Source organism: Pseudomonas costantinii (assembly GCF_001870435.1).
In the GTDB taxonomy this organism is placed as follows: Bacteria; Pseudomonadota; Gammaproteobacteria; order Pseudomonadales; family Pseudomonadaceae; genus Aquipseudomonas; species Aquipseudomonas costantinii.
Map to the genome: position 1 here is coordinate 31,796 of NZ_MDDR01000036.1, position 13,488 is coordinate 45,283.

Here is a 13,488-nt window from a genome sequence, read left to right on the forward strand (position 1 = left end):
CCTGCCATGTTGTTCCACGTAAAAATGACTGTGAACCTGCCACTGGACATGAACCCCGAGCGCGCCGCTGGCCTCAAGGCTCAAGAGAAAGCCCTGGCGCAGCGTCTGCAACAAGAGGGCAAATGGCGCCATCTGTGGCGCATCGCCGGGCTCTACGCCAACTACAGCGTGTTCGATGTCGACAGCGTGCAAGAGCTGCACGACCTGCTGATGCAACTGCCGCTTTACCCTTATATGGCCATCGAAGTGAATGCTCTGTGCCGGCATCCTTCGTCGATCCATGAAGATGACCGTTAAGCCTGTTTTCACACTAATAACTACAAGATGAGGATTGCACCATGTCCATCCGAATTTCCCAGACTGCCCACGCCCAACAGTTTCTCGAAGAAGCCAGCGGCAACCTGAACGACGGCGGTAACCCGCGCACCAAGGCGTTGATCTACCGAATCCTGCGGGACACGGTGAACATCATCGAAGACCTGGAAGTGACCCCGGAAGAGTTCTGGAAGGCGGTCAATTACCTTAACGAGTTGGGCAAGAACCAAGAGGCCGGTTTGCTGGCTGCCGGGCTGGGCCTGGAGCATTACCTGGACTTGCTGATGGACGCTGCCGACGAAGAGGCCGGCAAATCCGGCGGCACACCGCGCACCATCGAAGGCCCGCTGTATGTGGCCGGCGCGCCACTGAGCAAGTACGAGGCACGGCTGGATGATGGCCTGGACGCAGCGGTGCCGCTGTTTATGCGCGGGCAGGTGCGTGATACCGATGGCAAGCCGTTGGCGGGGGCGATTGTCGATGTGTGGCAGGCCAATACCGGCGGGACTTATTCGTGGTTTGACACAACGCAATCCGAGTTCAACCTGCGTCGGCGCATCGAGACCGATGCCCAGGGCAACTACCGTTTTCGCAGCATTGTGCCATCGGGCTACGGCTGCCCACCGACCGGGCCGACCCAGCAGTTGCTCGACCAACTGGGGCGCCATGGGCAGCGGCCGGCGCATATCCACTTCTTTATCTCGGCGCCGGGGCATCGGCACCTGACCACGCAGATCAACCTGTCGGATGACCCATACCTGCATGATGACTTTGCCTATGCGACGCGGGATGAGTTGATTGCCGAGATTCGCTTCAGTGACGATCAGCAACTGGCGCGGGAGTTTGGCGTGGAAGGGCGGTTTGCGCAGATTGATTTTGACTTTGAGTTGCAGTCCTCTGCCGCACCGGTAGAGCAAAAACGCATGCAGCGCGTTCGCGCCCTCGAAGACTAAACACAGACTGATCGTTCCCACGCTCCGTGTCCGTTGTTAAAGGCATGACGCAGAGCGTCATCGGATGCATTCCCACGCAGAGCGTGGGAACGATCCGCCGATCAGCTACTTACGGATGACCAGGTCCAGCACCTCATCCCGATCCTTGATCTTCTGCAGCACAATCTCCGAACGTATATCCATCACCCCTGCCGTGCGGTTCAGGTGGTTCACGATAAAGTCCGAAAAGTGCTTGAGGTTGCGCGCCTGCACTCGCAACACATAGTTGCTGGCGCCGGTAATCACATACGCACTGGCCACTTCCGGCCACCCTTGTACCTTCTTGATAAACGTCTCATGCCAATCCTCCACATCCTGGCGCAACGACAGGTGGACGATGGCCTCCAGCTCGATCCCCAATTGCTCGGCATTCAACACCGCGCGATAGCCGCTGATGATTCCCTCGCTCTCCAGCAGGCGCAAACGGCGCAGGCAGGCGGAGGGTGACAGCGCGACTTTTTCCGCCAGTTCCTGGTTGCTGATACGGCCATCCTGTTGCAGGAAATGCAGGAGGCGCAGGTCGGTGGCGTCGAGAATCATGGTTAGAATAAATCCGCGTGTTTTGGGGTTAAATTCGAATTTCCTACAGCTTAATTAGCCTGTTACCCGGCACTTTGCACGAAAATTCTCTAAATCTTCGTTCATTATTGGGCCCATCTTCACTTATAAAAATCAGGACAGCCCATGACCACTCGAAGCCATTGCCAAGCCCTCGACGCCCAGGACCCGTTGGCGCCATTGCGTCACCAGTTCGCGTTGCCGGAAGGTGTTATCTACCTCGACGGCAACTCCCTCGGCGCCCGCCCGGTGGCGGCGTTGGAACGGGCGCAGGCGGTGATCGCACAAGAGTGGGGCAATGGCTTGATTCGCAGTTGGAACAGCGCCGGTTGGGCGGACTTGTCCCAACGCTTGGGCAACCGCCTGGCACCGCTGATCGGCGCGCGCGACGGCGAAGTGGTGATCACCGACACCACCTCAATCAACCTGTTCAAGGTGCTCAGCGCCGCGTTAAGCGTGCAGCGCCAACGTCAGCCCAAGCGCAAGGTGATCGTCAGTGAAGCGAGCAACTTCCCGACCGACCTGTACATCGCCGAAGGCCTGACCGAATTGCTGCAACAGGGTTATTCCCTGCGCCTGGTGAATAGCCCTGACGAATTGCCCCAGGCTATCGACGGGGACGTAGCGGTGGTGATGCTCACCCACGTCAACTACAAGACCGGCTACATGTACGACATGCAGGCGCTTACCGCCTTGAGCCACGAATGCGGTGCCTTGAGTCTCTGGGACCTGGCGCATTCGGCGGGCGCGGTGCCCATCGACCTGCACAAGGCCAGTGCCGATTATGCGATTGGCTGCACTTACAAATACCTCAATGGCGGCCCGGGTTCCCAGGCGTTTGTGTGGGTCAATCCGGCGTTGGTGGATGTGGTGCGACAGCCGTTGTCGGGTTGGTTCGGTCACTCTCGTCAATTCGCCATGGAGCCGGCCTATGCGCCAAGCGCCGGCATCGCACGTTACCTGTGCGGCACCCAGCCGATTACGTCGCTGGCCATGGTCGAATGTGGCCTGGAGATTTTTGCCCAGACCGATATGGCCAGCCTGCGCACTAAATCCCTGGCGTTGACCGACCTGTTTATCGCGTTGGTAGAGGCTCGTTGCGCGGCCCACGGCCTGGTGCTGATTACTCCGCGCGAACACGCCAAGCGTGGCAGCCACGTCAGCTTCGAACACCCCGAAGGCTATGCGGTCATCCAAGCCCTGATCGCCCGTGGCGTGATCGGTGATTACCGTGAGCCGCGCATCATGCGCTTCGGTTTTACACCGCTGTACACGAGTTTTACCGAGGTATTTGACGCCGTGGAGATCCTCGGTGAAATCCTCGATAACCGCACCTGGGACCAACCGCAATTCAAAGTCCGCAACAGTGTCACCTGAATGAACTCCCACAAGGTTCAGCACCAGCAACAATAATCACAATAATAAAGGGGCACACCACGTGACCACGCCAGACAACGGCTTTGCAGAGATCACCCACCGCGAACTGGGCCTGAGGCGCCAGCTCACTTCCGGCCAGATGAGCATGATCGCCATCGGTGGCGCCATCGGTACCGGGTTGTTCATGGGCAGCGCCTATGCCATTGGCTACGCAGGGCCGAGCGTGCTGGTGAGCTACGCCATTGGTGCGTTGATCACCTTGCTGTTGATGGGCTGCCTGGCGGAGATGACGGTGGCCCATTCCACCTCGGGCTCCTTCGGTGCCTACGCCGAGTTTTACATCAGCCCATTGGCCGGGTTTCTGGTGCGCTACGCCTACTGGGCAGCGATTGTGCTGGCGGTAGGCGCCGAGGTCACGGCGGTGGCGATGTACATGAAGTACTGGTTCGCCAACGTGCCGGAGTGGGTGTGGATCGTGTCGTTTTCCAGCGTGCTGATCCTGCTCAATGCGATCAGCGTGAAGACCTTCGGTAACTTCGAATACTGGTTCTCGACGATCAAAATCACGGCCATCGTCGGCTTCATCATTCTTGCCGTGTATGTGGTGTTCGGCTCTGGCAATCCGCAGTACGGGGTGCAGAACTACACGGCCCACGACGGCTTTTTCCCGCATGGTTTGAGCGGCATGTGGATCGCGGTCATCGTGTCGATCTTCAGCTACTTGAGCGTGGAGATGATCGCGGTGGCCGCCGGTGAAGCCGCCGACCCGGAGCAGGCGGTGAAGAAAGCCTTCCGCGCGACCATCGTGCGCCTGGTGGTGTTTTACCTGCTGACCCTGGCACTGATGCTCGCCATCGTGCCGTGGAACCAGGCCGGGCAAACCCAGAGCCCGTTTGTCACGGTGATGCAGACCATCGGTATTCCCGGTGCCACCGGGGTGATGAACTTCGTGATCCTGATCGCCGCGCTGTCGGCGATGAACAGCCAGCTCTACATCACCACGCGCATGATGTTCAGCTTGTCGCGCGCTGGTTTTGCTCCCAAGTCCATGGGCGCCTTGAGCAAGAGCGGCATTCCGTTGAACGCGCTGCTGCTGTCCAGTTCAGGCATTGCCCTGGCAACGTTGCTCAACGTGGTGTACCCGGAAAGCTCGTTCACGCTGATGATGGCGATCTCGATGTTTGGCGCGATCTTCACCTGGTTCATGATCTTTCTCACACACCTGTTCTTCCGCCGCTATCGCAAACGCCATGGCGGGCCGACGTTGTCGTTCCAACTGCGTTTTTTCCCTTACAGCACATTGCTGGGGCTGGTGCTGATGGGCGCGGTGATGATCACCACGTACTTCACCGAGGCGTTCAAGATGACCCTGGTGTTTGGCGTGCCGTTCCTGCTGATTTTGTCGGCGGTGTATTACGGGTTCTTCCGCAAGGGCAAGGCCAAGGCGTCAAACAAGGCCTTGGCGTAACCCGGCAAGTGTTCGAACGAGCGCGCGCATAACAGCAGCTTGCGGCAGGCCCACTCCTCTCGTAGAGGTTGGGCCTTGAAGTGGCGTTCCGACGGCCAGCGTTCCAGTGCGGCTTGGGGCACGATGCCCAGGCCGGCACCCCGGGCAACCATGCGAATCAACCCGTCAAAGCCATCGACGCGGATGCGTGTTTGCAGACGAAAGCCTGCGTGCAGCGCCTGTTCTTCCAGGTACACCGCCAGCGCGCTGTTGGCGGCCAGGCCCACGTAATCGTGTTGCAGGCTGTCGATAAAACTCACCGCGCCCGTCGTCAGGGGATGCTCCAGCGGCATGATCAGTACCAGCGGGTCGTCACGAAAGGGCAGGGTCTGCAAGCCGTGAGTGTCTACCGCATCGGAGATGATCCCAAGGTCCGCCGTGCCTTGGCGCAAGGCGTGGGTGATGCGCAGGCTGGGCAGTTCTTGCAGGTCGATATCGAGATTGGGGTGTTCGCGCAAAAAATCCGCCAACAGTTCCGGCAGGTATTCACTCAGGGCAGTGGTGTTGCACAACAGGCGCACTTGGCCTTTGACGCCTTTGGCGTATGCCGCCAGGTCCTGTTGCAGGTGGTCGGCTTGTTGCAGCAGCAGGCGGGCGTGCCGGGCCAGGGCTTTACCGGCGGCGGTTGGCGTGACACCCCGGCGGCCGCGCTCCAGGAATTCGATGCCCAGTGAAGCCTCCATCGCTCGAATACGCGCGCTGGCGGCGGCCAGGGACAAATGACTGCGGCCGGCACCGGCGGTGATATTGCCGGTGTCGAGGATGTGCAGGTAGAGGCGCAGGTCGATCAGGTCAAAGTGCATGGCGCGTACTCGCGGGTTTGCCTCAAGTGAAACAAGAGGCTGCCTCAGTATATGGCGAATTTCCAGCTTCGCCTTTAGGCGGCAAAATTCCCCCATGAATACCTTCCTTGCGTTCTACCAAAACATCGGCCCCGCCCTGACCCTGTTGGTGATCGGCACCTTCCTGCTGGCGGGCACCGTCAAAGGTGTCATCGGCTTGGGCCTGCCCACCGTGGCCATGGGCATGCTCGGCCTGGCTATGTTGCCGGCGCAGGCTGCGGCGTTGCTGATCATCCCTTCAACCGTGACCAACCTCTGGCAACTGGCGTTCGGTGGGCACCTGAGTGCATTGGTCAAACGTTTGTGGCCAATGCTGCTGCTGATTTTCCTCGGCACCGGCTTCGGCACGTTGTGGCTGGGCATGGACGGCGGCCATTGGGTGGTGCGCGCCTTGGGCGGGGCGTTGTTGGTGTATGCGTTGAGCGGGTTGTTCTTGCCCTCCTTCAAGGTGAAGCCTGAAACCGAGCGCTGGCTGGGGCCTTTGTGTGGTCTGGTCACGGGTGTGATCACCTCGGCCACCGGCGTATTCGTGATTCCTGCAGTGCCGTATCTGCAAGCCCTGGGCTTGAATCGCGATCAGTTGGTGCAGGCGCTGGGGCTGTCGTTCACCGTTTCTACACTGGCGCTGGCTGCCGGATTGGCCTGGCGCGGTACCCTGGGCGGTGGCGAAATAAATGCATCGTTGTTGGCGTTGGTGCCCGCACTATTGGGCATGTGGCTGGGTCAGGCAGTGCGCCAGCGCATCAGTGCGGTGCTGTTCAAAAGGGTATTTTTTACCGGTATGGCGCTGTTGGGCGGTCATCTGCTGATTAGCGGATAAATCAAAAATACCGAGTTATTCATGCGTTTGAGTCAAATGTATTTTGCTGCATCGCTGCTTATTCCAAAGGGTCAATGTCGATAGCCTGCTTCCAGACATTTTTAACCCTTTGGATGCCCTCCCATGAAAAAAGTACTCCTGCTCAACGGCGGCAAAAAGTTCGCCCACTCCGATGGCCGCTACAACACCACGCTGCATGACACCGCCCTGGCCGTATTGGATCGTGCTGGCATCGACGTGAAAGTCACCCATATCGACGAAGGCTATGACGTGGCCGAAGAAGTCGCCAAGTTCCTCTGGGCCGACGTGATCATCTACCAGATGCCCGGCTGGTGGATGGGCGCGCCGTGGATCGTCAAAAAATACATCGACGAAGTCTTCACCGAAGGCCACGGCAGCCTGTACGCCAGCGATGGCCGCACCCGTTCCGACGCGTCGCAGAAATACGGCAGCGGCGGCCTGATCCAAGGCAAGCAATACATGCTGTCTCTGACCTGGAACGCGCCGCAGCAAGCTTTCGACGACCCGGCTGACTTCTTCGAAGCCAAGGGTGTGGACGCCGTGTACTTCCCGTTTCACAAGGCCAACGAGTTCCTTGGCATGACCGGCCTGCCGACTTTCCTCTGTGTCGATGTGATGAAGCGCCCGGCTATCGAGGCCGACGTAGCACGCTACGAGCAGCATCTGGCGCAGGTGTTCAACCTGTCGGTGTAAGCTGCTGTGAATCGATAAAGAGGACAGCCTGTGAAAGCCCGATCCGATGAGCTACAGATCTTCGTCAGCGTGATTGAGTGCGGCTCGATTTCCGCCGCGGCGGAGCAGGTCGGGCAGACGCCGTCGGCGGTCAGCCGCACCTTGTCGCGCCTGGAAGCCAAGCTCGACACTACGCTGATCAACCGCACCACGCGGCGCATGGACCTGACCGAGGAGGGCAAGTACTTCTTCGAGCAGGCCAAGGTGATCCTGGCGCAGATGGATGATTTGGAGGAGCGCCTTTCGTCGCGTCAGAAAAACCCTGCCGGGCGGTTGCGCATCAATGCTGCGGTGCCGTTCATGCTGCATGGGATCGTGCCGTACATCGCCGAGTTTCGAGGCCTGTACCCTGAGATTCAGCTGGAACTGAACAGCGACGATTTGATCATCGACCTGCTGGAGCAAAGCACCGATATCGCGATTCGCATTGGTGCCCTGGCGGATTCGACCTTGCATGCGCGCTCCCTGGGTTGCAGCCCACTGCACATCCTCGCCAGCCCCGCGTACCTGGAACGGCACGGCACGCCCACTAGCGTTGCCGAGTTGGCCGGGCACACGCTGCTCGGTTTCACCCAGACGGAAACCCTCAACCACTGGCCGCTGCGCCATGTGGAGGGCGACCGCTGGCCGATCCAGCCGGGTATTTCTGCCTCCAGTGGCGAAACCCTGAGGCATCTGGCGCTGGAAGGGCAGGGCATCGCCTGCCTGTCCAACTTCATGACCATTGACGACATCAATGCCGGGCGTTTGCAGCCGATCTTGGCCGAGTTCAACAGTGGATATCGCCAGCCGATCAACGCGGTGTTCTACCGCAACTCGCAATTGGCGTTGCGCATCCAGTGTTTCCTGGACTTTATCCAGGCCAAGCTGGCGCGGTATGCCTGCTGATTCGTGACCGCTGCGCAAGATTGAATTGGGCAATACGGTCTTATTCGTCAGGGATGGGTCCGTAACAATGGGCCCATCACTTACCCAGTCAGGACCACTCTCCATGAACGTATTCGTAACCGGCGCAGCAGGTTTTATCGGGGGTTCCATCGCAACCGGCCTGCTCAAGGCCGGCCACACCGTAACCGGCCTGGTGCGCAGCGCCGAGCAAGCCGCTGAAATGACCGCCCTGGGGATCACCCCGGTGATCGGCACCCTCGATGACGCCGCCGTGTTGACCGAACACGCGCATAAAGCCGACGCGGTGATCAACGCCGCAAGCAGCGACCATCGTGCTGCGGTGGAAACCTTGTTGGGCGCCTTGAAAGGGTCGAACAAGCCATTCCTGCACACCAGCGGTTCGAGCATCGTCGGTGATGCGTCGGGCGGTAAGGCCAGCGATGTCATCTACGTCGAAGACAACCTGCCTGAACCCACCGTCGACAAGGCCGCTCGCGTGGCCATCGATAACCTGATCCTCGCGGCCGCCAACGACGGCGTGAATTCGGCGGTGATTTGCAACACCCTGATCTACGGCCACAGCCTGGGCGTGAAGCGTGACAGCGTGCAATTGCCGCGCTTGCTCAAGCAGGCGCGCAAGAGCGGGGTGGTGCGCCATGTGGGTAGCGGGCAGAACATCTGGTCCAACGTGCACATCGAAGACGTGGTGGCGCTGTACCTGCTGGCGCTTACCCAGAATCTTCCGGGCACTTTTTACTTCGTCGAAAGCAGTGAAGCGGCGTTTGTCGACATGACCACGGCGATTGCCGAAGCCCTGAACCTGGGTCAGCCGCAGGACTGGCCATTAGCCGAAGCTGAGGCCGAGTGGGGCTATGAAATGGCCAACTATGGGCTGGGCTCCAACAGCCGGGTGCGCGGCAAGCATGCGCGTGAACTGCTGGGCTGGGTGCCGAATCGGACTTCGGTTGTCGAGTGGATTCGCAACGAGATGGTGTGATCTAGCGTGCACTCCACCTGTGGCAAGCCCGCTCGCCACAGGTGGTTGCAGGTCTTTAAAAATCTATCCCCTGCCCCCTCAATTCCGTACCATCCCCGGCCTTATCCCCCGCAATGCCCTGGTACCTCATGAACCTCACCCGTCTGCGCGCCGATGCCCTGGCCGGTCTCACCACGTCTTTTGCGCTGCTGCCCGAATGCATCGCCTTTGCCTTGGTGGCCCACCTCAACCCGCTGATGGGTCTCTATGGCGCTTTTATCATTTGCACCCTCACCGCGTTGTTCGGCGGCCGACCGGGGATGGTCTCTGGTGCGGCGGGCTCAATGGCGGTGGTGATTGTTGCGCTGGTGGTGCAACACGGCGTCGAGTATTTGCTGGCGACGGTGCTGCTGGGCGGGCTGATCATGATTGCCTTTGGCGTGCTGCGCCTGGGCAAGCTGGTGCGCATGGTGCCGCACCCGGTGATGCTCGGCTTCGTCAACGGCCTAGCGATCATCATTGCCTTGGCGCAACTGGAGCATTTCAAGAACGGTGAAACCTGGCTCAGCGGCACGCCGTTGTATGTGATGACGGGCCTGGTTGTGCTGACCATGGCCATCGTCTACCTGCTGCCGCGCCTGACCCGCGCTGTGCCGCCCGCCTTGGTGGCGATCCTCGGCGTGGGCCTGGCGGTGTACCTGCTGGGCTTGCCGACCCGTACGCTGGGCGACATGGCCCACATCGCCGGTGGCCTGCCGAGTTTCGCGCTGCCGCAAATCCCCTGGACCCTGGAAACCTTCACGATCATCGCGCCCTACGCGTTCCTGATGGCGATGGTCGGCCTGCTGGAAACCCTGCTGACGCTGAACCTCACCGACGAAATCACCGAGACCCGTGGCTACCCCGACCGTGAAAGTGTGGCCCTGGGTGCGGCGAATATGATCTCGGGCGTGTTCGGCGGCATGGGCGGTTGCGCGATGATCGGGCAAACCGTGATCAACCTCAGCTCCGGCGGGCGCGGGCGTTTCTCCGGGGTGTTGGCCGGGGTGATGATTCTGTTGTTCATTCTGTTTCTGTCGCCGCTGATCGAGCGGATTCCGCTGGCGGCGCTGGTGGGGGTGATGTTCGTGGTGTCCCAGCAAACCTTCGCCTGGGCGTCGTTGCGGGTGGTCAACAAGGTGCCGCTCAACGATGTGCTGGTGATTCTGGCGGTGACGGTGATCACGGTGTTCACCGACCTGGCCACGGCGGTGCTGTGCGGGATCGTGATTGCGGCGCTGAACTTCGCCTGGCAACAGGCGCGAGAGTTGTACGCGGATGAACACCTGGAAGCCGATGGCAGTAAGCTCTATCGCCTGCACGGCACGTTGTTCTTCGCCTCGACAACGCCGTTTTTGAATCAATTCGACCCGGCCAATGACCCGGCCCAGGTGACATTGGATTGCCGTCACCTGAGCTTTGTCGACTATTCAGCGATTGCCGCGCTGATGACCCTGCGCGAGCGCTACGCCAAGGCCGGTAAGCATCTGCGGGTGCTGCATTTGTCGGAGCGCTGCAAGACGTTGCTCAAGCGCGCCCGAGTGCATCACGACTGAATCACGGTCCGACCCAATCTTCCAATTCCTGGGCGCGGGCCTGGGTCATGTCCAGCACACAGCCGGAGCCGTTAACCTGATCGATGCTGCCGCCGGTGGCTGAGCCGGCGAAGGCGCAATTGGCGTCGCGGTATTTGATCCACAGGCGCTGAACATCCTGCAATTGCTGCTTACGCGCGCCTTCTTGGGCGGCGAGGGCGGTCTTGTAGGCTTTGTTCAGGCGGTCATCCTGCACCTTGGCTTCCTGGGTGTTGCAACCGACCATATCCGCAGTGGTATTGGCGCCGTCCATGCACTTTTTCAGCGCCGTGTTATCGGCGGCCGTGGCGTTGCCGCACAGGGCGAGCAGCAGCGCGCCGGCGGCAAAAGGAACAAGCAGGGTTTTGCGATTCATCGTAGGGATTCCTGATCGTAGTTGAGGCCGCCATCTGAGACCCGGCCCCGGCAATTGAGTTTCCACGCGCCAAAATCTTCATGTAAGAACACCCACCGAATTTTCATAGGCTGGCGCTGGGCATATCCCCAAGCGACAACGCTTGTCCGTGGGCGAAAATTACTTTCATTAAAATTGAAAATACTCTCCGGTAATGATTTATGAGTTTCACAACCTATTCGACGTGACCCTTTCCGAGGAGTACCGCATGGCCGCATCACCGGGCTTCGGGCTATTGGCATACGCTGCCATCGCCATCATTGCATTGATCGTGCTGATTGCACGTTACCGACTTAACCCGTTTATCGTCATCACCCTGGTGTCCATCGGCCTGGCGCTGATGGCCGGCATGCCGGCTGACACCATCATGGGTTCCTACGAGGCGGGCGTTGGTAAAACCCTGGGGCACATCGCCCTGGTGGTCGCGTTGGGCACCATGCTCGGCAAGATGATGGCCGAGTCCGGCGGCGCCGAGCAGGTAGCGCGCACGCTGATCAACCGTTTTGGCGAGCGCAATGCGCACTGGGCGATGGTGTGCATCGCGTTTCTGGTGGGGTTGCCGCTGTTTTTCGAAGTCGGTTTTGTGTTGCTGGTGCCGATTGCTTTCACCGTGGCGCGGCGCGTGGGGGTGTCGATCCTGATGGTCGGTTTGCCGATGGTCGCCGGCTTGTCGGTGGTGCATGCGCTGGTGCCGCCGCACCCGGCGGCGATGATGGCGGTGCTGGCGTACAACGCGTCCGTGGGGCAGACCGTGCTGTATGCGATTTTGATTGGCATCCCGACGGCGATCATCGCCGGTCCGGTCTACGCCAAATACATCGTGCCGCGTATTCATCTGCCGGCTGAAAACCCGCTGGAACGCCAGTTTATCGACCGAGAACCGCGTACCCGGTTGCCGAGTTTCGCGTTGACCATGGGCACCATCCTGTTGCCGGTGGTGCTGATGATGATCGGCGGCTGGGCCAATGTAATTTCCACCCCAGGCACCGGTTTTAACCAGTTCCTGCTGTTTATCGGCAACTCGGTGATCGCGCTGCTGGTGGCGACCCTGGTGAGCTTCTGGACCTTGGGCCTGGCGCAGGGTTTTAACCGTGAGTCGATCCTCAAATTCACCAACGAATGTTTGGCGCCGACCGCCAGCATCACCTTGCTGGTGGGCGCGGGCGGTGGGTTGAACCGCATTCTGGTGGACGCTGGCGTCACCCATGAAATTCTCGGGTTGGCCCACGCCTTCCATCTGTCGCCGCTGGTCATGGGCTGGTTGTTTGCTGCGCTGATGCGTATCGCCACCGGTTCGGCCACTGTGGCCATGACCACTGCATCAGGTGTGGTTGCGCCGGTCGCCATGGGCCTGGGTTATCCACACCCCGAATTGTTGGTGCTGGCCACCGGTGCAGGCTCGGTGATCTTTTCCCACGTCAACGACGGCGGCTTCTGGCTGATCAAGGAATACTTCAATATGACGGTGATCCAGACCTTCAAGACCTGGACCGTACTGGAGACCCTGATCTCGGTGGTCGCCTTCGGTCTGACGTATGGTCTGTCCTGCATTCTGTAACTGGGAGACCCCATGGACATCCTCTACCAGATCCGCGCTCGCCAGGATTCCTTCAGCGCCGGTGAAGGGCGTATCGCCAAGCTGATGCTGGATGATGTGGGCTTTGCCGCGTCGGCCAGCCTGGAAGCGTTGTCGCAACGGGCCGAGGTCAGCACCGCCACCTTGTCGCGTTTTGCGCGCAGTGTCGGTTGCCGGGATTTGCGTGATTTGCGCCTGCAATTGGCCCAGGCCAGTGGGGTTGGCAGCCGCTTTCTGGACCCGGCGGGGTTGCCGGAACAGTCGGCGTTTCATCGGCAGATTCTGGGTGATATCGAAACGACGTTGCGCCAGCACCTGTCGGGCTTCAATCAGAGCAGCTTTGTCGATGCGGTCAATCTGTTGGGCAAGGCGCGGATGATTCATGCGTTCGGCATGGGCGGTCCGTCGAGCCTGTGCAGTGATGAGTTGCAGGTACGCCTGGTGCGCTTGGGTTATCCGATTGCCGCCAGCCATGACCCGGTGATGATGCGTGTCACGGCTGCAACCTTGGGCCCGGAACATGTGCTGATCGTCTGCTCGCTCACCGGCTTGACCCCGGAATTGCTGGACGTGGTGAGGCTGGCGCGCAACTACGATGCGCGCATCGTCGCCATCACCCTGGCGGGCTCGCCCCTGGCCGAGCTGGCGGATGTGCTGCTGCCGCTGCAACCGGCCGAAACCAGTTTTATCTACAAGCCCACTGCGGCGCGCTACGGAATGCTGCTGGCCATCGACCTGCTCGCCACCGAGCTGGCGCTGGCCCTGCCGGACGACAACCAGGAACGCCTGCGCCGGATTAAGCTGGCCCTGGACGATTATCGCGGCGGCCCTGACAGCCTGCCGCTTGGAGACTGAT

14 protein-coding genes are annotated in these 13,488 nt (G+C 60.2%); 11 read left to right on the top strand and 3 right to left on the bottom strand.

What is annotated here, in order from left to right; translation table 11 throughout:
• The first annotated feature begins 6 nt into the window (after nt 1–6).
• On the top strand, nt 7–297 hold the full coding sequence (gene catC / locus BFL40_RS20355; protein WP_071485622.1) for a muconolactone Delta-isomerase: 291 nt from the start codon (nt 7–9) through the stop codon (nt 295–297).
• A gap of 41 nt (nt 298–338) precedes the next feature.
• Nucleotides 339–1,268, top strand: a complete 930-nt coding sequence (catA, locus tag BFL40_RS20360; RefSeq protein WP_071485623.1) for a catechol 1,2-dioxygenase — start codon at nt 339–341, stop codon at nt 1,266–1,268.
• Between the two features lie 105 nt (nt 1,269–1,373).
• Here catA and BFL40_RS20365 read toward each other — a convergent pair whose 3' ends face one another.
• Complete coding sequence (locus BFL40_RS20365) at nt 1,374–1,847, bottom strand: Lrp/AsnC family transcriptional regulator (protein ID WP_016974903.1); 474 nt, start codon at nt 1,845–1,847, stop codon at nt 1,374–1,376.
• A gap of 144 nt (nt 1,848–1,991) precedes the next feature.
• On the opposite strand from BFL40_RS20365, the gene kynU reads away from it, so the two are divergent.
• Entirely contained in the window at nt 1,992–3,242 is a 1,251-nt protein-coding gene (kynU, locus tag BFL40_RS20370) for a kynureninase (protein ID WP_071485624.1), read from the top strand.
• Nucleotides 3,243–3,303: 61 nt separating this feature from the next.
• Nucleotides 3,304–4,710 (top strand): amino acid permease, encoded by a 1,407-nt coding sequence (locus BFL40_RS20375; protein ID WP_071485625.1) that lies wholly within the window; start codon nt 3,304–3,306, stop codon nt 4,708–4,710.
• On the opposite strand, the gene BFL40_RS20380 is transcribed toward BFL40_RS20375, so the two are convergent.
• The gene (locus BFL40_RS20380) at nt 4,656–5,552 is read right to left on the bottom strand and encodes a LysR family transcriptional regulator (RefSeq protein WP_071485626.1); all 897 of its coding nucleotides are present in this window, start codon (nt 5,550–5,552) and stop codon (nt 4,656–4,658) included. The genes BFL40_RS20375 and BFL40_RS20380 overlap by 55 nt on opposite strands.
• A gap of 94 nt (nt 5,553–5,646) precedes the next feature.
• Between BFL40_RS20380 and BFL40_RS20385 the strand changes: the two genes are divergently transcribed.
• The 5 genes from BFL40_RS20385 to BFL40_RS20405 all read left to right on the top strand — a co-directional run bounded on the left by BFL40_RS20385 (nt 5,647) and on the right by BFL40_RS20405 (nt 10,623).
• A complete protein-coding gene (locus BFL40_RS20385; RefSeq protein WP_071485627.1) occupies nt 5,647–6,411 on the top strand; it encodes a sulfite exporter TauE/SafE family protein in 765 nt (254 codons plus the stop codon).
• 123 nt (nt 6,412–6,534) lie between these two features.
• Nucleotides 6,535–7,125: an NADPH:quinone oxidoreductase MdaB gene (gene mdaB / locus BFL40_RS20390; RefSeq protein ID WP_071485628.1), complete on the top strand. Its 591-nt coding sequence runs from the start codon at nt 6,535–6,537 to the stop codon at nt 7,123–7,125.
• 30 nt (nt 7,126–7,155) lie between these two features.
• On the top strand, nt 7,156–8,052 hold the full coding sequence (locus BFL40_RS20395) for a LysR family transcriptional regulator (RefSeq protein WP_071485629.1): 897 nt from the start codon (nt 7,156–7,158) through the stop codon (nt 8,050–8,052).
• Between the two features lie 103 nt (nt 8,053–8,155).
• Nucleotides 8,156–9,049, top strand: a complete 894-nt coding sequence (locus BFL40_RS20400; RefSeq protein ID WP_071485630.1) for an NAD-dependent epimerase/dehydratase family protein — start codon at nt 8,156–8,158, stop codon at nt 9,047–9,049.
• 128 nt (nt 9,050–9,177) lie between these two features.
• Nucleotides 9,178–10,623 carry a SulP family inorganic anion transporter gene (locus BFL40_RS20405; RefSeq protein ID WP_071485631.1) on the top strand — a complete coding sequence of 482 codons (1,446 nt, stop codon included), beginning with the start codon at nt 9,178–9,180 and terminating at the stop codon, nt 10,621–10,623.
• A 1-nt stretch (nt 10,624) separates the two neighbouring features.
• Here BFL40_RS20405 and BFL40_RS20410 read toward each other — a convergent pair whose 3' ends face one another.
• On the bottom strand, nt 10,625–11,017 hold the full coding sequence (locus BFL40_RS20410) for a lysozyme inhibitor LprI family protein (protein ID WP_071485632.1): 393 nt from the start codon (nt 11,015–11,017) through the stop codon (nt 10,625–10,627).
• Nucleotides 11,018–11,264: 247 nt separating this feature from the next.
• Here BFL40_RS20410 and BFL40_RS20415 point away from each other — a divergent pair, with 247 nt between their 5' ends.
• Nucleotides 11,265–12,614: a GntT/GntP/DsdX family permease gene (locus BFL40_RS20415; RefSeq protein ID WP_071485792.1), complete on the top strand. Its 1,350-nt coding sequence runs from the start codon at nt 11,265–11,267 to the stop codon at nt 12,612–12,614.
• Between the two features lie 12 nt (nt 12,615–12,626).
• Entirely contained in the window at nt 12,627–13,487 is an 861-nt protein-coding gene (locus BFL40_RS20420; RefSeq protein WP_071485633.1) for a MurR/RpiR family transcriptional regulator, read from the top strand.
• Nucleotide 13,488 lies beyond the last annotated feature (1 nt).

Excerpts from the sequence above, each read along its gene's own strand:
- catC (WP_071485622.1), top strand. The coding sequence starts at position 7 with ATGTTGTTCCACGTAAAAATGACTGTGAACCTGCCACTGGACATGAAC.
- catA (WP_071485623.1), top strand. The coding sequence starts at position 339 with ATGTCCATCCGAATTTCCCAGACTGCCCACGCCCAACAGTTTCTCGAA.
- BFL40_RS20365 (WP_016974903.1), bottom strand. The coding sequence starts at position 1,847 with ATGATTCTCGACGCCACCGACCTGCGCCTCCTGCATTTCCTGCAACAG.
- kynU (WP_071485624.1), top strand. The coding sequence starts at position 1,992 with ATGACCACTCGAAGCCATTGCCAAGCCCTCGACGCCCAGGACCCGTTG.
- BFL40_RS20380 (WP_071485626.1), bottom strand. The coding sequence starts at position 5,552 with ATGCACTTTGACCTGATCGACCTGCGCCTCTACCTGCACATCCTCGAC.
- BFL40_RS20385 (WP_071485627.1), top strand. The coding sequence starts at position 5,647 with ATGAATACCTTCCTTGCGTTCTACCAAAACATCGGCCCCGCCCTGACC.
- mdaB (WP_071485628.1), top strand. The coding sequence starts at position 6,535 with ATGAAAAAAGTACTCCTGCTCAACGGCGGCAAAAAGTTCGCCCACTCC.
- BFL40_RS20400 (WP_071485630.1), top strand. The coding sequence starts at position 8,156 with ATGAACGTATTCGTAACCGGCGCAGCAGGTTTTATCGGGGGTTCCATC.
- BFL40_RS20405 (WP_071485631.1), top strand. The coding sequence starts at position 9,178 with ATGAACCTCACCCGTCTGCGCGCCGATGCCCTGGCCGGTCTCACCACG.
- BFL40_RS20410 (WP_071485632.1), bottom strand. The coding sequence starts at position 11,017 with ATGAATCGCAAAACCCTGCTTGTTCCTTTTGCCGCCGGCGCGCTGCTG.
- BFL40_RS20415 (WP_071485792.1), top strand. The coding sequence starts at position 11,265 with ATGGCCGCATCACCGGGCTTCGGGCTATTGGCATACGCTGCCATCGCC.
- BFL40_RS20420 (WP_071485633.1), top strand. The coding sequence starts at position 12,627 with ATGGACATCCTCTACCAGATCCGCGCTCGCCAGGATTCCTTCAGCGCC.